The following is a 24,536-nucleotide window of genomic DNA, read 5'->3' on the forward strand; positions in this document are numbered from 1 at the left end:
GGGTCGGGCTATCCGCTCCAATCTTTTTGTTCATACTTCACAAAAAGGATTTCCGCTGCTATCCCTAACGCGGGCAAACATCTTCGAATCATTATTATGTAATGGGATTGGGGTTTTGTTCTTCGATTGGCATTGAAATAATTGGATTGGATTGTTTGTTTTGATTCCTATTAATATAATTCGATGGATATTTCGTTTATCAGCTATAAACATTTGACCCCTTCGGGGTCATCCCTGCTGAAGAATAATACAAATACCGGATCCTTTGGATCCTGATGGGTAGACCCTAACGGGTCTATTTGTAACGTAACAGGTCACGAACCGAAGAGCCCAATGGTTCTCATTCTTTAATAACAGGAACACGTCCCAAACCACGACCTCGATGGGCCTCATTTCTTTAATAATGGGAACAGGTAACGAAACCAGACCCCAAAAGGGTCGTATATTTTTAACCTGGATACCGTGATGACCCCGACCCCGACGGGGTCGCACCTTCCGGAATATTACTTCTCAAAAATGCCATTTTCGGCACCTCTTTTCTCATAGGTATGTCTCAGGCTCCGAAGGAGCCGTATAATTATAGGACTTTCATAAAATTGCATCTCCTGTTGGTAGTAGATCTATATACTATATATAAGACATATCATGTACCTACAATCCCGAAGGGATTGGATGACTATAACAGGAGTGGAGGGAACTGTGACCCCCGAAGGGGGTCCAATATTTATAACCAAGAGATCACGCCCCACACGACCCCGGCGGGGGTCGCACCATCGAAAAATGCCCATCCTTGTAACCATACATCCTCTACTTTCAGTTTCAGGATAAAAAAAGTACAGAAAAAATCTTCCTTCAAAAATGTCATTTTCAGCACCTTAGTTTTGGGGTTTAGAAAAATGTCAAAAAAACCTTAAAATATTTTTGTTGGAGGCTTGTGGGATTAGAATTCAGTTGTATATTTGCAGCCGCTTTGAGAGGGAGTGACGGGGTAGGAGAGACGGTGTCTGAGCCTAGATGTAGCAAAGGATCAAAGCAAATAAGTTCTCTGAAATTTTTTTTGAATTTTATCTTGGATTGTAAAGGAAATTGGTTTTATCTTTGCATCCGCTTTGAGAGGCACGTTAAGTGTTCTTTTAAGGTTGAAAAAGTTCTCTAAAAAACATTTTGAAGTTAAGTAATAAAGGTTGTAAGTTTGCATCCGCTTTTACGGGATTAGCTTCGAGAGTGGCTGAAAAAAAATAAAATTTTTTTCTTGTCAGTTTTAAAAAAGGTTATACATTTGCAGCCGCTTTGAGAGGGAGCGAAAGTTCATAAAAACATACTGAAAAGAAATCCCGGGTTGGGTGAGATAGAATAAGGTTCGACTCCTTTAATTTCAACAAGACGATCCTTCCAAATAATACGGAATGATCCTCCCCTTGTAAAGGGGGGGGTGCCGAAGGCGGAGGGGTTTGAGTTCATTGACATATTGAATTGACAGCGCGTATGTTGCTTTAATTAGCAACAAATGCAATAATAAGAATTAAGACTAGAAGAACGTTTTGAGCTTTGATTCTCATTTAGGTGAGATGAAGAAGAGGAATTCCTTTAGTAGTTGTTAAAGTATATAAGATTTAACGATGAAGAGTTTGATCCTGGCTCAGGATGAACGCTAGCGGCAGGCTTAACACATGCAAGTCGAGGGGCAGCACGTCTTCGGATGGTGGCGACCGGCGCACGGGTGCGTAACGCGTATACAATCTACCTTTTACAGGGGCATAGCCCGGGGAAACCCGGATTAATATCCCATGGTATTATTAAATGGCATCGTTTGATAATTAAAGCTTCGGCGGTAAAAGATGAGTATGCGTCCTATTAGTTAGTTGGTAAGGTAACGGCTTACCAAGGCGGCGATAGGTAGGGGTCCTGAGAGGGAGATCCCCCACACTGGTACTGAGACACGGACCAGACTCCTACGGGAGGCAGCAGTGAGGAATATTGGACAATGGGCGAGAGCCTGATCCAGCCATGCCGCGTGCAGGAAGACTGCCCTATGGGTTGTAAACTGCTTTTATACGGGAAGAAACACCCTTTCGTGAAGGGGCTTGACGGTACCGTATGAATAAGGATCGGCTAACTCCGTGCCAGCAGCCGCGGTAATACGGAGGATCCAAGCGTTATCCGGAATCATTGGGTTTAAAGGGTCCGTAGGCGGGTTTGTAAGTCAGTGGTGAAAGTCTGCAGCTCAACTGTAGAACTGCCATTGATACTGCATACCTTGAGTAATTATGAAGTGGTTAGAATATGTAGTGTAGCGGTGAAATGCATAGATATTACATAGAATACCGATTGCGAAGGCAGATCACTAATAATTCACTGACGCTGATGGACGAAAGCGTAGGTAGCGAACAGGATTAGATACCCTGGTAGTCTACGCCGTAAACGATGGTTACTAGCTGTTTGGCTCGATTGAGAGCTGAGTGGCTAAGCGAAAGTGATAAGTAACCCACCTGGGGAGTACGTTCGCAAGAATGAAACTCAAAGGAATTGACGGGGGCCCGCACAAGCGGTGGAGCATGTGGTTTAATTCGATGATACGCGAGGAACCTTACCAGGGCTTAAATGTAGCTTGACAGGGGTGGAAACACCTTTTCCTTCGGGCAAGTTACAAGGTGCTGCATGGTTGTCGTCAGCTCGTGCCGTGAGGTGTCAGGTTAAGTCCTATAACGAGCGCAACCCCTGTGGTTAGTTGCCAGCGAGTAATGTCGGGAACTCTAATCAGACTGCCGGTGCAAACCGTGAGGAAGGTGGGGATGACGTCAAATCATCACGGCCCTTACGTCCTGGGCCACACACGTGCTACAATGGTAGGGACAGAGAGCAGCCACTGGGCGACCAGGAGCGAATCTATAAACCCTATCACAGTTCGGATCGGAGTCTGCAACTCGACTCCGTGAAGCTGGAATCGCTAGTAATCGCATATCAGCCATGATGCGGTGAATACGTTCCCGGGCCTTGTACACACCGCCCGTCAAGCCATGGAAGCTGGGGGTACCTGAAGTCGGTCACCGCAAGGAGCCGCCTAGGGTAAAACTGGTAACTGGGGCTAAGTCGTAACAAGGTAGCCGTACCGGAAGGTGCGGCTGGAACACCTCCTTTCTAGAGATTTTGCCTCTTATAAGGCAAAACGCAATTACGACATAAGGAGCCTTTTTACAAATGAAGTGATAAGCTTCTTTTGGTCTTAATTCACTGTCAATTTAATAATATATAGTATTGAGATATGAGTATTGAGTATTGAGATGAGGCGAAAAGCTATCTCACTACTAAATACTAACTACTCACTACTAATTGCAGTCTCATAGCTCAGCTGGTTAGAGCGCTACACTGATAATGTAGAGGTCGGCAGTTCGAGTCTGCCTGAGACTACGAAGTACGAAGGTAGAAATACGAAGTACGAAGTTCATTGAGAATTATTGAAAGGAAATTTTAGAAGTTGGGCAACCAGTTTACAGTACGCAGTTAAGCAGTACGCAGTACAGTGAGAACTGAATACTGAATACTGATAACTGCCAACTAAAAAAACGGGGGATTAGCTCAGCTGGCTAGAGCGCCTGCCTTGCACGCAGGAGGTCATCGGTTCGACTCCGATATTCTCCACCATTTAAATGATTAAGGCTTAAGGAATAATGATTAACCTCATTAGACCTTAAACATTAAACCTTAAACATTTGAAAAACGTTCATTGACATATTGGAAAATAAGAATACGAGAAACATAAAAATTTCTATAGTTGTAAGATTATAGATAGAGCAAATTATATTAAATAGGAGTGTTGAAGTAAGAATAGGAGTTATTTATAATTCTGAACTCTTAACTCATAACTTTTAAAAGAGCATATTAGGTAAAAGCACATAAGCTAAATAAGGGCGTATGGGGAATGCCTAGGCTCTCAGAGGCGATGAAGGACGTGATAAGCTGCGAAAAGCTGCGGGGACTGGCACATACAGGTTGATCCGCAGATATCCGAATGGGGCAACCCACTTAACTGAAGGTTAAGTATCCGCAAGGAGGCGAACCCGGAGAACTGAAACATCTAAGTACCCGGAGGAGAAGAAAACAATAGTGATTGCGCTAGTAGTGGCGAGCGAACGCGCATTAGCCCAAACCGGTAAGTTTACGGACTTACCGGGGTTGTAGGACCACGACATTGGTTGTGAACAGAATTAGAACACTTTGGAAAGAGTGGCCATAGACGGTGATAGCCCGGTATAAGTAATGAACATAAACCATAGTGGTATCCTGAGTAGTGCGGGGCACGAGAAACCCTGTATGAATTTGGCGGGACCATCCGCTAAGGCTAAATACTCCTGAGAGACCGATAGTGAACCAGTACCGTGAGGGAAAGGTGAAAAGAACCGTGAATAACGGAGTGAAATAGATCCTGAAACCATACGCTTACAAGCGGTCGGAGCCCTTTAGGGGGTGACGGCGTGCCTTTTGCATAATGAGCCTACGAGTTAACGTTGCCAGCGAGGTTAAGGGGTTAAGCCCTGGAGCCGTAGCGAAAGCGAGTCTGAATAGGGCGCTTTAGTTGGTAGTGTTAGACGCGAAACCGTGTGATCTACCCTTGGGCAGGTTGAAGCTGTGGTAACACATAGTGGAGGACCGAACCCGTTGACGTTGAAAAGTCTTGGGATGACCTGAGGGTAGGGGTGAAAGGCCAATCAAACTCGGAAATAGCTCGTACTCCCCGAAATGCATTTAGGTGCAGCGATTAATTAGTTTTATAGAGGTAGAGCTACTGATTGGATGCGGGGGCTTCACCGCCTACCAATTCCTGACAAACTCCGAATGCTATAAAATGATGTTAATCAGTGAGGGCATGGGTGCTAAGGTCCATGTCCGAGAGGGAAAGAACCCAGACCATCAGCTAAGGTCCCCAAATGTATGTTAAGTTGAAAAAACGCGGTTGAACTGCTTAGACAGCTAGGATGTTGGCTTGGAAGCAGCCATTCATTTAAAGAGTGCGTAACAGCTCACTAGTCGAGCGGTTCGGCATGGATAATAATCGGGCATAAACATACTACCGAAGCTATGGATTTTATACAATAGTATAGAGTGGTAGGGGAGCATTGTAACAGCGTAGAAGGTGTACTGCGAGGTATGCTGGAGCGGTTACAAAAGAAAATGTAGGCATAAGTAACGATAATGCGGGCGAGAAACCCGCACACCGAAAGACTAAGGTTTCCTCAGCTATGCTAATCAGCTGAGGGTTAGTCGGGGCCTAAGGCGAACCCGAAAGGGGTAGTCGATGGACAACCAGTTAATATTCTGGTACCTGCTTTGCGTTAAAAGTGACGGAGGCGAGAATTAGGTGCGCACTGACGGAATAGTGCGTTGAAGGGAGTGGTAACACCCCGATAGTACACCCAAGCTTCGGCGGCGGTGATAATCCTGAATATCGACTTCCAAGAAAAGCGAGCAAAAGCAGCCCGTACCGCAAACCGACACAGGTAGTTGGGATGAGAATTCTAAGGTGCTCGAGAGATTCATGGCTAAGGAACTAGGCAAAATTGACCTGTAACTTCGGGAGAAAGGTCGCCCCACTCCGGTGGGGCCGCAGTGAAAAGGTCCAGGCGACTGTTTATCAAAAACACAGGACTCTGCTAAATCGAAAGATGATGTATAGGGTCTGACACCTGCCCGGTGCTGGAAGGTTAAGAGGAGATGTTAGCTTTGGCGAAGCATTGAATTGAAGCCCCAGTAAACGGCGGCCGTAACTATAACGGTCCTAAGGTAGCGAAATTCCTTGTCGGGTAAGTTCCGACCTGCACGAATGGTGCAACGATCTGGACACTGTCTCAGCCATGAGCTCGGTGAAATTGTAGTATCGGTGAAGATGCCGATTACCCGCTGTGGGACGAAAAGACCCCGTGAACCTTTACTATAGCTTAGTATTGACTTTGGACAAGTGATGTGTAGGATAGGTGGGAGACATTGAAGCGGTATCGCCAGGTATCGTGGAGTCATTGTTGAAATACCACCCTTTACTTGTTTGAAGCCTAACTTCCATTGGAAGGACAGTGCTTGGTGGGTAGTTTGACTGGGGTGGTCGCCTCCAAAAGAGTAACGGAGGCTTCTAAAGGTTCCCTCAGCACGCTTGGTAACCGTGCGTAGAGTGCAATGGCATAAGGGAGCTTGACTGAGAGACATACAGGTCGATCAGGTACGAAAGTAGAGCATAGTGATCCGGTGGTTCCGCATGGAAGGGCCATCGCTCAAAGGATAAAAGGTACTCCGGGGATAACAGGCTGATCTCCCCCAAGAGCTCACATCGACGGGGGGGTTTGGCACCTCGATGTCGGCTCGTCACATCCTGGGGCTGGAGAAGGTCCCAAGGGTTGGGCTGTTCGCCCATTAAAGTGGCACGCGAGCTGGGTTCAGAACGTCGTGAGACAGTTCGGTCTCTATCTACAGTGGGCGTTAGAAATTTGAGTGGATCTGACTCTAGTACGAGAGGACCGAGTTGGACCAACCTCTGGTGTACCAGTTGTTCCGCCAGGAGCACTGCTGGGTAGCTACGTTGGGAAGGGATAAGCGCTGAAAGCATATAAGCGCGAAACCCACCACAAGATGAGATTTCTTTAAAGGATCGTGGGAGACTACCACGTTGATAGGTCACAGGTGTAAAGGCAGTAATGTCATAGCCGAGTGATACTAATAATCCGTATAGCTTAGTGCGCTTCCCGGCCTGCAAGGGCCGGGGAGGATAACCTAAAGCTTAATATACTGCTCAAAGTGTTTTCTTATATTATTATTTTCCAACTATGTCAACTCATTAGATGTTAGTATTGAGAATTGAGTATTGAGATTTTTTATCTCACTACTCACTACTAAAATCTCATTACTACTCAACGATTTAAGGTGGTTATAGCAACGGGGCTCACCTCTTCCCATTCCGAACAGAGAAGTTAAGCCCGTTAGCGCAGATGGTACTGCTATTTGTGGGAGAGTATGTCGCCGCCTTTCTTTTAAACCCTTCATCATTTATTTGATGAAGGGTTTTTTTATACCCTAAAATCAGCAAGGCCTGTGGGCACCCCTACTCAGAGAGGAGGGGGATTGCAGTACAAAAGCTTAATCTGGAAACAAATTTCAGCACGCCTACCTTCCAGGGAGGGGCAATCAGCCGCAGGCGGATGGGGAGGGTCTCGCTTCCGAAATGTGGCTGGCGCGGATTTGTAATCCGTGCCGGGTCTCTAACATCCCGGGAATATCCACAAAAAAAGCCCGATCTTAAAGACCGGGCTTATGCAATTATATTCCGTTTTTAAATCAATCCTAATCTCTCAAAATGCTCCTGGAGATCACAATTTTCTGGATCTCTGAAGTACCTTCATATATTTGAGTGATCTTCGCATCTCGCATTAATCGCTCTACGTGGTATTCTTTTACGTATCCGTTTCCGCCGTGTACCTGTACCGCTTCAACAGTGACATCCATCGCTGTTTTTGAAGCAAAGAGTTTAGCCATGGCCCCGCTTAAATCATAATTTTCTCCATTGTCCTTATCACAGGCTGCTTTCATTACAAGATGACGCGAAGCCTCTATTGAAGTATGCATGTCGGCCAATTTAAAAGCTATAGCCTGGTGGTTCATGATCTCTGTTCCAAAAGCTTTGCGCACTTTCGAATATTCTTTTGCAAGCTCATAAGCCCCGGCTGCAATACCTAAAGCCTGCGCTGCAATTCCAATACGCCCTCCAGAGAGGGTCTTCATCGCAAATTTAAATCCGAAGCCGTCTTCGCCAATCCGGTTTTCTTTTGGAACTTTTACGTCATTAAAGTTTAGAGAATGGGTATCACTTCCACGAATTCCTAATTTCTGCTCCTTTGGGCCAATTTCAAAGCCTTTCCAGCCCTTTTCAATGATAAAAGCATTAATTCCCTTGTGTTTTTTTTCAGGGTGTGTTTGCGCAATCACAATGTAATAATCTGCAGTACTACCATTGGTGATCCAGTTTTTGGTTCCGTTAAGAAGGTAGTGGTCGTCTTTTTCAATCGCGGTTGTTCTTTGCGAAGTCGCATCACTTCCGGCTTCAGGTTCAGAAAGACAAAAGGCGCCAATAGATTCTCCTGTGGCTAGTTTTGGAAGATACTTTTGTTTTTGCTCTTCATTTCCGAATTTTTCAATCCCCCAACAAACCAAAGAATTGTTTACAGACATTACTACAGATGCCGATGCGTCTATCTTCGAAATCTCTTCCATAGCCAACACGTAAGACACTGTGTCCATACCGCCACCGCCGTATTCAGGAGAGACCATCATACCCAGGAAGCCGAGTTCCCCCATTTTCTTGATCTGTTCTTTCGGGAATTCCTGTTTTTCATCCCTCTCAATTACTCCGGGGAGCAACTCGTTCTTTGCAAAATCTCGTGCCGCATCGCGGATCATAATATGTTCTTCAGTGAGTTTGAAATCCATTCAGTATATTTTTAGAAAATGTTGAATTTTAAGGTCAAAGATACCCTTTTACATGCGTTTTTTCAATTGAGTTGGCTATTTTTACCGTGATGAACAAAAATAACTATAACGTTGTAGGTGTAATGTCGGGAACCTCCCTTGATGGCATTGATGTAGCCCATGTAAATTTCACCTTTTCTGAAATCTGGTCTTATAAAATTATTGCTGCGGAAACCATTCCTTATTCTCCGGAATGGGAAAAGAAACTTTCTGAAGCAGTAGGATATAATGAAGAACAGCTGCGGCAATTAGACACCGATTATACGAAATTGCTTGGAAATGTCATTTCAGAATTCCTTTCCAAAAATGACATTTTTGACACCCATGCTGTTTGTAGTCATGGCCATACAATAAAACACGAACCCGACAATGCATACACCCTGCAAATTGGCAACCAACCAGAGCTTCCAAAGATCTTAAATTGTAAGGTGGTATGTGATTTTAGGGTGCAAGACGTGCAGCTGGGTGGCCAGGGCGCGCCTTTGGTGCCTATTGGTGACGAATTGTTGTTTGGCGAATACGATTACTGCCTTAATATTGGCGGTTTCGCAAACATTTCTACTATAACCGGTGGTAAACGCCTGGCTTATGATATTTGCGCCGTAAACACTGTGCTCAATGTGCTTTCCCAACAAATAAACCTGCCATTTGATAAAGACGGAGAAGTGGCGGCTTCGGGAGAAGTGCTGCCAAAGCTTCTGGAGGAACTCGAAAAAATGCCATTTTACGGACTCCGTCCTCCAAAGTCCCTCGGAATAGAGTGGGTGCAAAAGCACATTTTTCCGCTTTTGAAAAAGTATGATGCTATTCCCGATCTTCTGAGAACCTATACCGAACATGCTGCGGAAATGATCGCCAATGAATTTCGGGATTCTTCCGAAGAAAAAGTTTTGGTAACAGGTGGCGGTGCTTTTAACAAATTCCTGATCCAGGAAATTAAGAAGCGTACTAAAACTCAAGTAGTAATTCCGGCGCCTGAAGTAGTGAACTTTAAAGAAGCTCTAATTTTTGCCTTTTTGGGAGTACTTAAATTAAGAGGAGAGAATAACGTGCTGGGTTCGGTCACAGGGGCTTCAAAAGATCATTCTTCAGGAAAGATTTTTAATCCATAATTCTCATTAGATCATAGACAGGCTGCGGGAACTACTAAAGTCGCCGGTTATAGTCAATATTTATCTAAGCTGAAAATATAAGCAGGATAGAGGTGCCAGGGGCAAACCTATCCTGCCCGGTTTTTTAAAAAGCATAAACTGCTGCGAGAATAAAAGAGGATAGATTATCTGTGGGTTCCAGATCCTGGTTAATAAAGACATCCCTGTCAACGCTGTCAAGTCTTAATTCGGGTTTAATAGTTAAGCTTCCAACAGTATAGTTACCGGTAAGGGTAAAGGCGGTTAGGTTTGCGTCAGAATTGTACACTACTGTTTCATCATGCCCATTTGCCAGTTCTTTAAAGTATTCTGCCCTTAAGCCGATTGCAAAATTTTCAGAAGTTTGTATTTGCGGGTATAGTGCGACACCATAGAACCCAACATCATCTGTACTATTGTAGGTTGTATTAAGCCCCAGGTAAAAAGCCTCAGAGAAATCCCAACCGGTGGTGAGATCTATTTGAAAAGTGGGATCGAGGCCTGGAGCCTGTTCTCCATAAATGAGATTTAGGTATGCACTTCCGGCACTATTAGAATAACCAAGTTGTGCTCCAAAGGTATACACTCCAAAAGGATCAAATTCAGTATAATCTGTGGGGTTCATGATGGCTAACATGGCACTCCAGTTATTGTTTAGGGCGATGTCTGCTTTTAAACCGGTATGGGAAAAAGGGCCATAGGAAAACATGTACGAAGTGGAGTAGTTGAAATTATCTACGGGTGAAATCACTTCATACCCTAAAAAGGTGTTGAAATCTCCCAGTGTTAGCCGGACATTCTCACTCACATTATAATAAACGTACAGCTGATTGACAATATTACTGGAGCCCATAGAAAGAAAAACCGCTTCTTCGCCGCGGGGACCAAAAACAAGATCGGCCACGAAGCCTATTTTTTCACCTTCATACCCAAGAATGACATTGGCCATTCCTAATGCAAAACCGGGATCATTGGCAAAAGCGGTGGCGGGAGCCTGTGGGCCAGCAATTGGAGTTTCCCCATCGGGACCATAAACATATTTATTGAGGCTATTGAAATTTGTCCTGAAGTAGGTGTCTACAGATCCCCCAATACTAAAACCGGGTAATGCTTCTTCCAGTACTTCAGATTCCTGTGCAGAAACAGAAATATTCCACAGCCCGATAGAGGCAAAAATTAAAAATTTCTGCATTTTTGTAATAGTGATTTGTTTCATGTTAAAACTTTGTTTGATTAGTTGAAATGAGTTGAACTGGTTTTTTTGAAATGAATTCAGGAGGGGCGCCCTGCCAGGCGTTCCTCCTTTTTTTATTGTTTTGCAGGTTCTACTTTGCCTGCGAACTCGGCATAAGCATCCATACCATGTTCATGAAGATCGAGGCCTTCAGTTTCTTCATGCGTTTCCATGCGAAGTCCCAGGGAACGTTTAATTGCAAAAAGAATTAAAAATGCCGATACACAGCAAAAAGCTCCAATTACAGCAACTCCTATAAGCTGGTTGAGAAACTGCTCAAAGCCTGCCAGGGCTCCAAATATCCCAACGGCCAGGGTGCCCCATACTCCGCAAATAAGATGTACGGCTACTGCACCTACAGGGTCATCCAGTCTTACTTTGTCAATAAGTGCAACGCCTGCAACAATGAGTATTCCGGCAATTAGCCCAATAAGTACGGCATCTGTAGGAGACATGAGATCTGCCCCTGCGGTGATACCCACAAGACCTCCAAGGATCCCATTCAGGAACATGGTGAGATCATAATTTTTATACCAGATGGTGGAAACAAGGAAAGCAGAAATACCTCCGGCTGCTGCAGCAAGACAGGTGGTCACTAAAGTAAGAGAAGTTGCAGATGGATCTGCAGAGAGTACCGAACCTCCGTTAAAGCCAAACCATCCAAGCCAGAGGATGAAAACGCCCGCTGTTGCTAAAGGTACATTGTGACCGGGAATAGCATGAGAGCTACCGTCTTCTCCAAATTTACCAATTCTTGCTCCCAACAATGAGATTGCTACAAGCGCAGCCCAGCCACCAACAGAGTGTACCAGGGTAGAACCGGCAAAGTCATAGAACCCAAGCTCATCAAGGAAGCCACCTCCCCATTTCCAGGAGCCAGCGATTGGATAAACAATAGCAAGGTATATAATGGAAAACATCATAAAAGCTGACAGCTTGATCCTTTCGGCGACAGCTCCCGATACAATAGTAGCCGCAGTGGCAGCAAACATTCCCTGGAATAAAAAGTCGGTCCAGTAGGTGTAACCTTCATTGTAGGTAAGATCAAGGGCACCGTCGGCTACCGGAGCGTGTAACCCAAAAAGTCCGACAAAATAGTCGGGGATAATTCCCATAATGAATGAACCTGGATACATGAGGTTAAAACCAATGAGACTATAAAGAAGAAGTCCGGTGCAAATGATAAAAACATTTTTAAAGAGGATATTAATGGCATTTTTTTGCCGGGTGAGTCCCACTTCCAGTAAAGAAAATCCAAGATGCATAAAAAACACCAGTGCGGTGCAGACCATCATCCATACGTTATTAGTAAGTAATTCCATTTTTTATAATATTAAGTTGAATAGTTTTGTAAGTAGTTAATTATGCCAGCGAGAGGGTGCCTCTTTCTTTTGTTCTAATCCTATAGGCTTCTTCTACCGTAGAGACAAAGATTTTACCGTCGCCTACAGAACCCGTATATGCTGCATCGAGAATTGCCTGTACTGTTTTTTCGAGGAATTCATCAGAAACAACTACGGATATTTTCCTGCGTTGAATGTCGGTTGTGCTGTAGGCGACACCTCTATAAACATGTCCCTGTTTCTCGTTACCTACTCCGGTAACATCCCAATAACTGAAGAAATTGACACCAATTTCATGAAGAGCCTTTTTTACATCGTCAAATTTTGACTTTCTAATGATGGCTTCGATTTTTTTCATAAAGACCTGAATTTTGTGTTAAGACATATAAAATTATAATAAAAAACTATTTAAGGCTAAAAAAATAGGGGTTAACTATATAAAAAAACCATTTTAATATTTTATACCCCTATAAAATTAAGGGTGATAATAAAAAACATATTTTTTTATTACATAACTAAAATAAAACCCACAGGTTGGGGTGAGATTTTGGTTTTTCAGAAGAAAATCAGGAGGAAAATTGTGTAAAAACTTCAGAAAAAGATGATTGCGTTCTAAAAAGCTATCAGGTAAGAGAATTCGAATTCATTACTTACAAACTCATCTTTTTTGTGAAATTCAAAATATATCATGCCTATAACACTACGCAATTCATAGTTTTTTATATTTGTTCAGCAATTTTTAAATATTATGAAAGAATTACTTAATCTATATCAAAATAAAGCACCAGAGATTGTTTTTAACTGGAAAGATCCTGAAACCGAAGCCGAAGGCTGGGTGGTGATCAACTCCCTGCGAGGTGGAGCTGCAGGTGGTGGTACCAGGATGAGGAAAGGGCTTGACATGAATGAAGTGCTCTCCCTGGCTAAAACTATGGAAGTGAAGTTCACTGTTTCGGGTCCTGCTATTGGCGGCGCAAAGTCGGGTATAAATTTTGACCCCAATGATCCTCGCAAAAAAGGCGTTTTAGAGCGTTGGTATAAAGCCGTGTCACCGCTGCTGAAAAGTTATTATGGTACCGGGGGTGACCTGAATGTGGATGAAATACATGAAGTAATTCCCATTACAGAAGATTCCGGGGTTTGGCATCCGCAGGAAGGGGTTTTTAACGGACATTTTAAACCCACCGAAGCCGATAAGATCAACCGCATTGGCCAGTTAAGGCAGGGCGTAATCAAGGTGCTTGAAAATAGCAAATTTTCACCCGATGTTTCCCGGAAATACACCGTGGCCGATATGATCACCGGTTATGGAGTGGCCGAAGCCGTGCGGCATTACTATGACGTTTATGGCGGAAATGTGCAGGGGAAGAAAGCCATTGTTCAGGGATTTGGAAATGTAGGTTCTGCCGCAGCGTATTATCTCGCGCAGATGGGAGCAAAGGTTGTTGGGATCATTGATCGTGCAGGCGGGTTAATCAACGAAGATGGTTTTTCTTTTGACGAGATCAGGGAGTTATTCCTGAATAAAGAAGGGAATTCGTTAAAATCGGAAAAGATGATCCCTTTTGAGGAGATCAATGAGCGCATCTGGAAACTGGAAGCACAGGTTTTTGCACCTTGTGCCGCTTCGCGCTTAATTACCCGTGAACAGGTAGATCAAATGGTGAGTTCTGGTTTAGAAGTGATCTCCAGTGGTGCCAATGTTCCCTTTGCCGACAAGGAGATCTTCTTTGGCCCCATAATGGAATATACCGATGAGAAGATAAGCGTGATCCCCGACTTTATTGCGAACTGCGGAATGGCCCGGGTTTTTGCCTATTTTATGGAACGCAGGGTACAAATGACCGATGAAGCGATCTTTAACGATACTTCAATTACTATCAAGAACGCGATTCAAAATACCTTTAACCACAATAGCAATAAGACCAATGTGAGTAAAACTGCATTTGAAGTTGCATTGACAAAGCTGGTGTGATGTTATTATTATGGTAAGCATTCTAATTCTAATTTTTATTGTTGGATACCTGGCAATAACGCTGGAACATCCATTAAAACTTGATAAAGCAGTTTCGGCCCTCTTAATGGCAACCGTTATTTGGGCCGGAATCGCTTTTGGTGTTAATAAAGGGCTTCTTTCTATTGTAGATTATCACGGGGAAGTTTTTAATATAACTAAAGGAAACCTGGCAGAGCAAATGTGGGGTTTTAAAGCAAATCACATGCACCACTTTAGTTCTATAAGTGAGATTTTGTTTTTTCTTATTGGAGCAATGACCATTGTGGAAATCATAGATCTTCATCGTGGGTTTGCTATTATTAAGAAAGCCATTGTAACTACCGACAAAAAAAAGCTACTGTGGATACTGGGGTCTCTTGCGTTCGTACTTTCCGCAGTCATTGATAACTTAAGCGCTACAATTATTCTTGTTACGCTGCTGCGCAAGCTGGTTCCCAAAAGAGATTACCGGGTATGGTTTGCTGCACTTATTGTAATTGCTGCTAATGCCGGGGGAGCCTGGTCGCCCATTGGTGATGTGACCACTACCATGCTCTGGATAAACAACAAGGTAACGGCAGCAGGCCTAGCAGAGCATCTCATCATCCCGGCATTATTCTGTTTTATACTTCCGTTTGCTGCAGCTATGCGGCTTAAAGCATTTCAGGGAAAAACAGTTTTAAAGAAGAAAGTGATTGATGATGATTCTGAAAGGTTGTTGAGTAGCCGAAAAATGCTTTATGCAGGTTTGGGGGCTATTCTTCTGGTTCCAATTTTTAAGGCCGTTACTGGTTTGCCACCATACATAGGTATGCTGTTTAGTTTAAGCCTTGTCTGGATGCTTTCAGAATATGTAAAGCCGGTGAAAAATTATCAGCAAAAACGAAAAGAATTTATACTCAACGCATAAAGCTCTTTCGAATATTGAATTTTCAAGTATCCTTTTTTTCCTCGGAATTTTACTGGCAGTGGCAGGGCTGGAGAGCCTTGTTTTTGGAACTCTTCAGGGGCAGCAGGTTGGCACATTGTTTTATGCAGCAAGTCAGCTTTCTCAGGCTATTCCGAGTATGGATGCAGTAGTGGTAATTCTCGGGGGGCTTTCAGCAGTAATAGATAATGTGCCGCTGGTAGCAGCTTCTATGGCTATGTACGATTTCCCAATAGATGACAGGATATGGCATTTTATAGCCTATAGTGCAGGTACAGGAGGTAGTCTTCTTATCATAGGGTCTGCTGCGGGTGTTGCCGCTATGGGAATGGAAAAGATCAACTTCATGTGGTACCTAAAAAACATTGCGCCCCTGGCTCTACTAGGATTTTTAGGGGGAGCCGTTAGTTTTATAATTCTTAATAATTTCTTCTAGATTTATATTTGTGCTTTTAGGTTGTAATAAATCAAAGGCTGTTTATCTTTACAATTAAAATTGTATTCTCACGTTACATAAAAAACCAGATACACAAATGCTATACTTTTTTCAGGAAGATGGTCTTGCCCAGGCCGTAGAGGGGGCAGAGCCGGTAGTAGAGGAAAAAACTCTTTCTTTATTTGACTTGTTCCTAAGCGGTGGAATAGGAGGACAGGTGATCATCTTTATTCTCTTCATACTGTTGTTTGCCGCCATTTACATCTATTTCGAGAGGTTGTTTGCTATCAAGGCAGCTTCAGAAACAGACAGTAACTTTATGAACCAGATCAAAGATAGCGTACTGCACGGCAATATTGAGTCTGCAAGAATTCGTTGTGCTCAGGCTAATTCGCCTGTAGCCAGGCTTACTGCAAAGGGGCTTGATCGTATTGGGAGTCCGTTAGAAGATATCAATACTGCTATTGAGAATGCGGGTAGACTTGAGGTCTATAAGCTCGAAAAGAATGTGAGCGTACTTGCTACTATTGCAGGAGCTGCGCCTATGATTGGTTTCCTTGGAACGGTTATAGGGATGGTCATTGCCTTTCATGAACTGGCTACCAGTAGCGGGCAGGCCGAGATGGGCGCCCTAGCAGAAGGTATTTACACCGCGATGACCACTACCGTGGCAGGGCTTATTGTAGGTATTATTGCTTATATTGGGTATAACCACCTCGTGGTAAAGACCGATAAGGTAGTGCACCAAATGGAAGCAACAGCAGTAGATTTCCTTGACCTTCTAAACGAACCGGTATAGTATGAATTTAAGAGGCAGAAATAAGATCAGTCCAGAATTCAGTATGAGTTCCATGACCGATATTGTATTCCTGTTGTTGATCTTTTTTATGCTCACCTCGCCGGCTATCACTCCGGAAGCGCTTGATCTTATCCTGCCAAAGGCAAAAGGTAAGACCACGAACAAACAAAATGTGGCGGTGAGTATTACAAAAGACCTTCAGGTATATATCAATAAAGAAAGAGTGAGTAATAGCTCCCTTGAGGCAAGGCTTAAAGAAGTCTTGAGCGGCGAAGAAGATCCTACTATCATCCTACGGGCGGAAGAAGGAGTGCCTATTGAGAAAGCAGTAGATGTGATGGATATTGCCAACAGGAATCGCTACAAGATCGTACTTGCTGTAAAACCTGAATAAATATCTTTGCTCCTCATTATTTCCTGTAATTGTGGAACTATGTTTGCGGCATAAATTTTAAGAGAAGAACAAAGTGAAATACCTGGAAACAGAACATGAACGAAAGTCGATGGCAATAACAGTGGTGCTTCACGTACTGCTTATACTGCTATTGCTGTTCTTTGGTTTCACTTATCTCGATCCGCCACCCGAGAATGGCATAGCCATTAATTTTGGAACTTCAGAAGTTGGTTCGGGTACAGAGCAGCCCACTGAGCCCATAAAAACGGCACCACAGCAAACTGCTGCTCCTGTGACTCCGGTAGAAACCAACATTAAAGAAGAAGTTGTTACCCAGGAGATCACTGAAGCGCCTGTAATTGAGAAGAAGAAAGAAGAAAAGGTAGTTCAGAAGGTTGAAACTCCGGTGAAAAAGGTGGAAGAGCCTGTTAAAAAACCCGATCCCAAACCTTCAAAATCTACTACCGATGCCCTGAGCAGTATACTTAATGGTCCGGCAAACGACGGGCAGGCGAGAGGCGGAGAAGGTAACGACCAGGCTGCGGGCGACAAAGGAAGTCCCGATGGTGACCCTAATGCCAAATCATACTACGGAACCGGAATGGGTCTTGACGGGGATGGGAATTATCGTTTGGGTGGCCGTAAAGCCTTGAACAAAGAAAGATTTGTGCAAGATTGTAACGAATCTGGAATTGTGGTGGTTCAGATAGAGGTAAACCGTAACGGGCAGGTTACCCGTGCAATACCCGGCGTTAAAGGAACTACAAACAACGCAACCTGTCTTACAGATCCTGCAAAAAGAGCCGCCCTGGCCACGCGTTTTAACAGCGACGCCGATGCACCCGTAAAGCAGGTGGGAACTATTATCTACAATTTTAAACTTACCGAATAACTTTGATGACTTATTCTGAAACTGTTGAGTGGATGTTTCAGCAGTTGCCCATGTATCAGCAGGTGGGAAATAAAGCCTATCGGGTAGACCTTCACAATATTACCAGGCTGGTGAAGCAGCTGGGTGAGCCACATAAGCACTTTAAAAGTATACATGTTGCAGGTACCAATGGAAAAGGGTCTGTTTCACACATGCTCGCTTCGGTGTTGCAGGAGGCTGGCTACAAAGTGGGGCTTTATACTTCGCCGCATTTAAAAGATTTTAGGGAACGTATTAAAATCAACGGCGAAATGATTTCTGAAGCCGCCGTGATGCAATTTATTGCAGCCAATAAAGCCTTTTTTGAGAAGGAAAGCTTTTCGTTTTTTGAAATGACAGTAGGCATGGCCTTTAATTATTTTTCCGAAGAAAATGTTGACGTTGCTGTTATTGAAGTAGGGCTTGGCGGGAGACTTGATTCCACGAACATTATTTCTCCAGAACTTTCTATGATCACCAATATTGGTTTTGACCACGTGAACATCCTCGGTAACACGTTGCCTAAAATTGCTGCTGAAAAAGGCGGGATCATAAAAGATAATACTCCTGTAGTGATAGGGGAGTACCAGGAAGAGATTTTTCCAGTATTTAAGCGATTGGCTGAATCCAAAAATGCGCCATTTTATTTAGCTGAAGACTTCCGAGGAAGATCTTATACTTCCGATCTCAAGGGGCAGTATCAGAAATGGAATATACGCACAGTTTCTATGGCTTTAGATGTGCTGAAGGATCTTGGATGGGAGCTGGGAGAAGAAGCAGTAGAAAAAGGTCTCAAAAATGTCATTTTTAACACTGGTCTTAGGGGCCGCTGGGAAGTGCTGCAGGAAGATCCAAGGGTAATTTGTGATACTGCACATAACAAAGAGGGGCTGGTTTATGCTATGAAACAGCTACAGGAAGAAAAATTTGAGAATTTGCACCTGGTTATAGGCGTGGTAAACGACAAAGATCTTACTTCGGTGCTGCCAATTTTTCCAAAATCTGCAAAATATTATTTTTCCAGACCTAATGTTCCCCGCGGACTTGCTGCGGAAGAATTACAGAAAACAGCAGCCGAAAATGGCCTTTTTGGAAAGGTATTTTCTTCAGTTACTGAAGCTTACGAAGCCGCGTTACAAGAGGCTTCTGCTAAAGATGTGGTCTATGTTGGAGGCAGTACTTTCACTGTGGCAGAAATAATTTAATTTTTTTGAAATTATTCTTTGCGTAATTAAAAATGTAGTCTATATTTGCATCCGCATTCAGAGAGAAACACACTTCAAGAATGCTAAAGTTCATTAAAATTTTAGGGCAATTAGCTCAGTTGGTTCAGAGCACCTCGTTTACACCGAGGGGGTCGGGGGTTCGAATCCCTCATTGCCCACACAATTCAAGGCTTCCTTTTTGGAGGCCTTTTTTGGTTTTCAGGGTGATTAGCTCAGCTGGTTCAGAGCACTACCTCGACAAGGTAGGGGTCACTGGTTCGAACCCAGTATCACCCACAAAATGGGGAATTCCCGAGTGATAAAAAGCATATTTCAAAAAAACCTCACAGTTTTGAAACCTGTGAGGTTTTTTAATTAATAAATTTTCTTATTTCAATATTGTGATTTTATAGGAGAAGTTGGGGTCTCTAGAGCTGTAGCTCATGAGCCAAAAAAAAACCAAAAACCACAAGCTCATGCTTGTGGTTTTTTTTTGTTTAGTCGTAATATTTTATTGTTTTATATTTTTTCACAATTTGTTTAAAATGTAGAAACTATGTTTTTTTTACTACCTTTAACACGTGTCTTCAGGAAAATTTTTGCTGAAGGATAGATCAGGATAATCTTTTACATTAAATACAAAGTCCCTAACAAAATGAAAACTGCAGAAAAATTCGCGATCAACAACCTGTTGCATCAAAAAAGCTATCTCTCAAACGGTGAATTTATTCCGTGGGAAGGAGAAATGGATGAAGTGTATTCCACTATTTCTACCGGCGCAAGCTACAAACCTACCTTTCTTGGCACAGTGCCTCACATGAACGAGGCTACAGCGCTTGAAGTGCTGGAGAGTGCCTGTAAAGCTTATGGAAAAGGACAGGGGGTGTGGCCAACCATGAAAGTTTCTGACAGGATTGCGGCTATGGAACAATTCGTTTCTCAGATGAAGACCAAGAGAGAAGAAGTGGTGAAGCTGCTTATGTGGGAAATTGGTAAATCCCTTCCCGATTCAGAAAAAGAATTTGACCGTACAGTGGAGTATATTTACGATACTATAGAAGAATACAAGCAGCTTGATCGTGACAGTGCAAAATTTCAGAAAAGGGATAAAGTAAATGCGCACATCAGGCGTGGTCCGCTAGGTGTGGTGTTATGTCTGGGGCCATACAATTACCCCCTCAACGAAACTTTTGCTTTGCTTATCCCTGCGCTTATTATGGGGAATACTGTCATTTTTAAACCTGCCAAATATGGAGTGCTCTTGTTATCTCCTTTACTGGAAGCCTTCAGAAATAGCTTTCCTAAGGGCGTGGTGAATGTGATCTTTGGGAGAGGGAGAGAAGTTGCTGCCCCAATTATGAAGAGTGGGAGAATTGATGTGCTGGCGCTTATAGGTAACAGTACATCGGCAATTGCCCTGCAGGACCAGCATCCTTACAAGAACCGTCTAAGGCTGGTGCTTGGCCTGGAGGCGAAGAATCCTGCTATTATACTTCCAGATGCAGATCTCGATCTTACTATAGAGGAAGTTCTCACCGGTACTTTGTCTTTTAATGGGCAGCGTTGCACGGCTCTTAAAATAGTTTATGTGCACGAAGATATTAGGGAAGAGTTTAATAAGAGATTCGCTCAACGGGTTGATCAACTAAAATTTGGAAATCCGTGGGAGCCTGGTGTGAAACTTACGCCACTTCCCGAGCCCAATAAGCCGGCATATATCCAGGAACTTATAGATGATGCAAAGGAGAAAGGAGCTTCGGTACTCAATAAAAGGGGAGGGGAAACTTCCGAAAATTTCATTTTCCCTGCTGTACTATATCCTGTGACTTCAGAGATGCGGGTTTATAAGGAAGAGCAGTTTGGGCCAGTAATTCCTGTAAAGCCTTTTTCTGATATTGATTCTTTGCTCGACGAGATTGCTGCTTCAAATTATGGGCAGCAGGTGAGTCTGTTTGGCAGAAGTATTAAACAATTAGCTCCGCTAATAGATACTATGGTGAACCTGGTGTGCCGTGTAAACCTTAACAGTGCCTGTCAACGTGGGCCCGATGTTTTTCCGTTCACAGGAAGAAAAGATTCGGCAGTGGGCACCTTAAGTGTACACGATGCCCTGCGTTCTTTCTCAATACGGACTTTTGTGGCGTCAAAAGAAAATGATTACAACAATGCCATCATAAGGGAACTCCTGCAAAGCAGGAATTCGAATTTTGTAAGTACAGATTATATCCTGTAAAAGAACAAGCCCCGGTCTATAGAAGATCGGGGCTTATTTTTTCTTTCAGTTAATTGGAATGGTTTACAACAGTTCCAGGGCACGTTCCAGGGCCATGCCCCGGGATCCTTTCACAAGAATTACTCCCCGATTAAATTCTGAAGGTTGGAACCATTGTTTAAAACCTTCAAAAGTGGCAAATTTCTTCACCTTTTTTGATTGCAAAGAGGTAGCTGCAAAATTTGAACCTATGAGGAAGATTTTGTCAACTTCAGATTTTGCATAGTTCTCAGCTATTTCCTGATGCTCAGCTGCGGCCATGCTTCCCAGCTCAAACATATCTCCCAAAATTGCTATTTTAGGAGACAGGTCCATCTTACTTAGATTGTCTAAAGCAGCAGCCATGCTTGAAGGATTAGCATTATAGGCATCCATAATGATCTTGCGGTTGTCTTTAAGCATGATTTGAGAGCGATTGTTCTGCGGAATGTATTCTTCCAGGGCTTCTTTGATCTTTTCTGTAGGTACTTTGAAGTAGGTGCCTATGGCATAGGCTGCGGCCATATTTGCGCTGTTGTAAGCGCCGGTAAGATTTCCTGTGATCTCATTGTCTTCAGTTTTAATCCCGGCAAAGGAGTCGTGACTGGTATGTTCCACTTGAACATCGGCCGCTGGTGTGGAGCCGAAAGTGAAATTTTGAGCATATTCCTGTTCCTCCTTTTGCAAAGGGTCATCAAGATTCAAAAAGAGCATTTTTTCGTTCTTTTTTAAATATTGATAGAGTTCTTTCTTTCCTTTTATCACTCCTTCAACTCCACCGAATCCTTCAAGGTGTGCCTTGCCAAAGTTGGTGATGTAACCAAAATCCGGGAGGGCAATATTGCAAAGGAAGGTAATCTCTTTTTGATGATTTGCTCCCATTTCAACTATTCCCAGTTCGGTTTCACTGTTCATGGACAGCAAAGTAAGAGGGACCCCTATGTGGTTATTGAGGTTGCCAACAGTTGCTACTGTTTTGAACTTTTTTGACAGTACTGCATTGAACAATTCTTTGGTGGTAGTTTTGCCATTACTGCCGGTAAGGGCGAGAATGGGAATTTTGAGGTGCTGGCGGTGAAACGTGGCTAGCTCATGAAGTGCTTTGAGACTGTCTTTAACTTTTATAAACCTATCGTTATTCTCGAGGGGTGTATCAACTACAGCGTAAGCTGCACCTTTGTTAAGAGCTTCAGAAGCAAATTCATTGGCATCGAAATTTTCCCCTTTTAGAGCAAAAAATATGCTGCCATCCTTAATTTTTCGGGTGTCGGTGCTAATTCCGGAGCTGGTGAGAAAAAGCTCATGGAGTTGAGGTATGTTCATGAATTAAAACTATAAAAAAAGCCCTAATTTTATTAGGGCTTTTCATTAATATTTTGACTGAAGATTAATCTCTTGCGGTCTTGTTTTTATTTAAAGATTTTGAGCCTACACGAGACATCGCATTTCTAAATCCGATATAATCGGTTGCCATATCTTGTGGGAAATATCTTCTTTGAGCAGGATCTAACCAGTAAGCACGGTCTCTCCATGAACCTCCTTTGTAAACCCTCACGTTGTCATCTACTAAAGTTGTACGTCCTGTAGACTGATCATATTGAAGACTTTGACCTCCAAGGCTGTCTACGCTGGCTGTATGAACCGGAGAGTTGTACATGCGTTTATTGGGATCTGCCGTGGCTTCATCTCCAAAAGAGTCGTAGTACCTGCTGGAATTTCTGTCACCATCTCTAAAGTTTCTCTGGTCACTTTCGTTGAAGTTGGTGCGCAGGTAAGTATCTTCGGGTGTGATTGGAACAGTTTTAATTTCTCCCGGAAGGTTTCTTGCTACTATTCTTCCATTGCTTAGAGTGTCATATTCTATTTCATCAACGCCTAAAACTTTCACAGTTCCATCTTCGGTGATAGCGTGCTTTGTATATACGTTTCCGCGGTAGTAGTTAAAGTCGTTAAATTCGTCATCTACTATGGGGCGGTAAACGTCAGCAACCCACTCAGCCACGTTTCCGGCCATATCGTAAAGTCCGAAGTCATTTGGTTCGTAAGATTTTACTTCGGCAGTAATATCGGCACCATCATCGCTCCATCCGGCAATTCCGCCGTAATCTCCATCTCCCTGCTTGAAGTTGGCCATTTGGTCACCACGTTTTCTGGCGTCACCACTTCGGGTGTACTGGCTGTCCCATGGGTATTTTTTTCTTCCGCGGTAAACATTATAGTTTCTTATCCCAACAAGGGCAAGAGCTGCATATTCCCATTCGGCTTCGGTAGGAAGGCGGTATTCTGGAAGAAGAACACCATGCTTGCGCTGCACGTAAAGGTTTGTACTGTCTTTGGTCATAAAACGGTCAGCTTTATTTCCTCCTCTTACAAGGCTGTCGCTTCCGCCGTACACCTGGTTTGGTGCGTTTAGATAAGTTTCGGTGCTAAAGCCCTGTCCGGGTTCAGCAGCAAAACGTGCGCCTTCAGCAGTATAACCCTGCTTTTCAAGACGCAGTTCGTTCACCCTGTCGGTTCTCCACTTACTAAATTCAACTGCCTGTATCCAGCTCACTCCCACTACAGGATAGTTGGCGTATGCCGGGTGACGCAGGTAGTTATTGGTCATGGTTTCATTATAACCTAACCTGTTTCTCCATACAAGGGTATCAGGTAGGGCACCATGATAAATATTTCTATATCTCTCTTCGCTTGGAGGGTATACCCTTTTAAGGTAATCGAGATATTCGAGGTACATTAGATTGGTCACTTCGGTCTCATCCATGTAAAAAGACTGAACGTGTTGTTGGGTAGGTGTGTTATTCCAGTCGTGCATCACATCATCCTGCACCCTTCCCATTGTAAAGGTTCCTCCTTCAACAAACACGAGGCCTGGGCCTGCATCCTGCTCATCATAATCGGCATTGTAATTAAAACCACCCTCTTTGGAGTTGATGTCCCAACCCGTAGCCCGGGAGTTATCTTTGTAATCCCTTGAGTTGTTACAGCTAAAAAGTCCAGCACTCAAAGCGATGGCAAAAAGAGCTTTTACAGCAACTTTATTTCTCATATTCACATTATCTTTTATAGCAATTAAGGCTCTGCAATATAGTAATTAACGCAAAACTACCAAGATTATTTCAACTGAAACAGCATCCTGTAGTTTCCTGAAAATCTTTATGATAACGCACCTTTTAGGTAATTATTTTATGGGCTGTAAAAACAGCTAATCAAACTTTGAGATGCATTAAGACGCAAAAGTAGTGGTTTTTTGATAACTTTTTTCTTTTCTTTAAGCTTGAGTTGAATTAGTTACAATTTAAAACTCTGTATTTTCGCTTATAACAAGTGTGAATGGAAGAATTTAGAGTTGCTGCACAAGCTTCTGTTAAATTAAACGTTATAAGTAATATTATGGTAAAAGCA

The 24,536-nt window shown here is 43.3% G+C and carries 13 protein-coding genes, 4 tRNA genes, 3 rRNA genes and 1 pseudogene; 15 read left to right on the forward strand and 6 right to left on the reverse strand.

Going from position 1 to position 24,536, the window contains the following annotated elements; genetic code table 11:
* Positions 1 to 1,616: 1,616 nt before the first annotated feature.
* From V5739_RS10485 to rrf, 5 genes are all read left to right on the forward strand, one after another.
* Positions 1,617 to 3,138, forward strand: a 16S ribosomal RNA gene (locus V5739_RS10485).
* Between the two features lie 196 nt (positions 3,139 to 3,334).
* Positions 3,335 to 3,408 (forward strand) — tRNA-Ile (locus V5739_RS10490).
* Between the two features lie 157 nt (positions 3,409 to 3,565).
* Positions 3,566 to 3,642, forward strand: a tRNA-Ala gene (locus tag V5739_RS10495).
* A 248-nt stretch (positions 3,643 to 3,890) separates the two neighbouring features.
* Positions 3,891 to 6,724 (forward strand): 23S ribosomal RNA (locus tag V5739_RS10500).
* Positions 6,725 to 6,902: 178 nt separating this feature from the next.
* A 5S ribosomal RNA gene (rrf, locus tag V5739_RS10505) occupies positions 6,903 to 7,011 on the forward strand.
* Together the 16S, 23S and 5S rRNA genes with 2 tRNA genes alongside form the textbook arrangement of a ribosomal RNA operon.
* A 312-nt stretch (positions 7,012 to 7,323) precedes the next feature.
* Here rrf and V5739_RS10510 read toward each other — a convergent pair.
* Positions 7,324 to 8,466 (reverse strand): acyl-CoA dehydrogenase, encoded by a 1,143-nt coding sequence (locus V5739_RS10510; RefSeq protein ID WP_266071249.1) that lies wholly within the window; start codon positions 8,464 to 8,466, stop codon positions 7,324 to 7,326.
* An 89-nt stretch (positions 8,467 to 8,555) separates the two neighbouring features.
* On the opposite strand from V5739_RS10510, the gene V5739_RS10515 reads away from it, so the two are divergent.
* Positions 8,556 to 9,617 carry an anhydro-N-acetylmuramic acid kinase gene (locus V5739_RS10515; protein ID WP_345597115.1) on the forward strand — a complete coding sequence of 354 codons (1,062 nt, stop codon included), beginning with the start codon at positions 8,556 to 8,558 and terminating at the stop codon, positions 9,615 to 9,617.
* A 124-nt stretch (positions 9,618 to 9,741) separates the two neighbouring features.
* Here V5739_RS10515 and V5739_RS10520 read toward each other — a convergent pair whose 3' ends face one another.
* From V5739_RS10520 to V5739_RS10530, 3 genes are all read right to left on the reverse strand, one after another.
* The gene (locus V5739_RS10520; RefSeq protein WP_423818134.1) at positions 9,742 to 10,851 is read right to left on the reverse strand and encodes a porin; all 1,110 of its coding nucleotides are present in this window, start codon (positions 10,849 to 10,851) and stop codon (positions 9,742 to 9,744) included.
* A gap of 92 nt (positions 10,852 to 10,943) precedes the next feature.
* Positions 10,944 to 12,191, reverse strand: coding sequence for an ammonium transporter (locus V5739_RS10525; protein WP_266071245.1), 1,248 nt, complete (start codon positions 12,189 to 12,191; stop codon positions 10,944 to 10,946).
* Between the two features lie 40 nt (positions 12,192 to 12,231).
* Positions 12,232 to 12,570 (reverse strand): P-II family nitrogen regulator, encoded by a 339-nt coding sequence (locus tag V5739_RS10530; protein ID WP_423818135.1) that lies wholly within the window; start codon positions 12,568 to 12,570, stop codon positions 12,232 to 12,234.
* Between the two features lie 390 nt (positions 12,571 to 12,960).
* On the opposite strand from V5739_RS10530, the gene V5739_RS10535 reads away from it, so the two are divergent.
* The 9 genes and pseudogenes from V5739_RS10535 to V5739_RS10575 all read left to right on the forward strand — a co-directional run bounded on the left by V5739_RS10535 (position 12,961) and on the right by V5739_RS10575 (position 21,113).
* Positions 12,961 to 14,187, forward strand: coding sequence for a Glu/Leu/Phe/Val dehydrogenase dimerization domain-containing protein (locus tag V5739_RS10535; RefSeq protein WP_266071243.1), 1,227 nt, complete (start codon positions 12,961 to 12,963; stop codon positions 14,185 to 14,187).
* 10 nt (positions 14,188 to 14,197) lie between these two features.
* Positions 14,198 to 15,572, forward strand: a pseudogene (nhaD, locus tag V5739_RS10540) (sodium:proton antiporter NhaD).
* A 97-nt stretch (positions 15,573 to 15,669) separates the two neighbouring features.
* The gene (locus tag V5739_RS10545) at positions 15,670 to 16,371 is read left to right on the forward strand and encodes a MotA/TolQ/ExbB proton channel family protein (RefSeq protein WP_266071240.1); all 702 of its coding nucleotides are present in this window, start codon (positions 15,670 to 15,672) and stop codon (positions 16,369 to 16,371) included.
* 1 nt (position 16,372) lies between these two features.
* Positions 16,373 to 16,765 (forward strand): ExbD/TolR family protein, encoded by a 393-nt coding sequence (locus V5739_RS10550; protein ID WP_266071239.1) that lies wholly within the window; start codon positions 16,373 to 16,375, stop codon positions 16,763 to 16,765.
* Positions 16,766 to 16,838: 73 nt separating this feature from the next.
* Positions 16,839 to 17,657 carry an energy transducer TonB gene (locus tag V5739_RS10555; protein WP_423818136.1) on the forward strand — a complete coding sequence of 273 codons (819 nt, stop codon included), beginning with the start codon at positions 16,839 to 16,841 and terminating at the stop codon, positions 17,655 to 17,657.
* Between the two features lie 5 nt (positions 17,658 to 17,662).
* The gene (locus V5739_RS10560) at positions 17,663 to 18,880 is read left to right on the forward strand and encodes a bifunctional folylpolyglutamate synthase/dihydrofolate synthase (RefSeq protein WP_423818137.1); all 1,218 of its coding nucleotides are present in this window, start codon (positions 17,663 to 17,665) and stop codon (positions 18,878 to 18,880) included.
* 104 nt (positions 18,881 to 18,984) lie between these two features.
* A tRNA-Val gene (locus V5739_RS10565) sits at positions 18,985 to 19,059 on the forward strand.
* Positions 19,060 to 19,102: 43 nt separating this feature from the next.
* Positions 19,103 to 19,177, forward strand: a tRNA-Val gene (locus tag V5739_RS10570).
* A gap of 358 nt (positions 19,178 to 19,535) precedes the next feature.
* A complete protein-coding gene (locus V5739_RS10575; protein ID WP_423818138.1) occupies positions 19,536 to 21,113 on the forward strand; it encodes an NADP-dependent glyceraldehyde-3-phosphate dehydrogenase in 1,578 nt (525 codons plus the stop codon).
* A gap of 63 nt (positions 21,114 to 21,176) precedes the next feature.
* Here the strand turns inward: V5739_RS10575 and V5739_RS10580 are convergent, their stop codons facing one another.
* Both V5739_RS10580 and gldJ read right to left on the reverse strand, forming a co-directional pair.
* Positions 21,177 to 22,454, reverse strand: a complete 1,278-nt coding sequence (locus V5739_RS10580) for a UDP-N-acetylmuramoyl-tripeptide--D-alanyl-D-alanine ligase (protein WP_423818139.1) — start codon at positions 22,452 to 22,454, stop codon at positions 21,177 to 21,179.
* A 64-nt stretch (positions 22,455 to 22,518) separates the two neighbouring features.
* Entirely contained in the window at positions 22,519 to 24,180 is a 1,662-nt protein-coding gene (gene gldJ / locus V5739_RS10585) for a gliding motility lipoprotein GldJ (protein WP_423818140.1), read from the reverse strand.
* Positions 24,181 to 24,536: the final 356 nt, after the last annotated feature.

Origin of the sequence: Salinimicrobium sp. TIG7-5_MAKvit, from assembly GCF_049569215.1 — a bacterium.
GTDB lineage: Bacteria > Bacteroidota > Bacteroidia > Flavobacteriales > Flavobacteriaceae > Salinimicrobium > Salinimicrobium profundisediminis.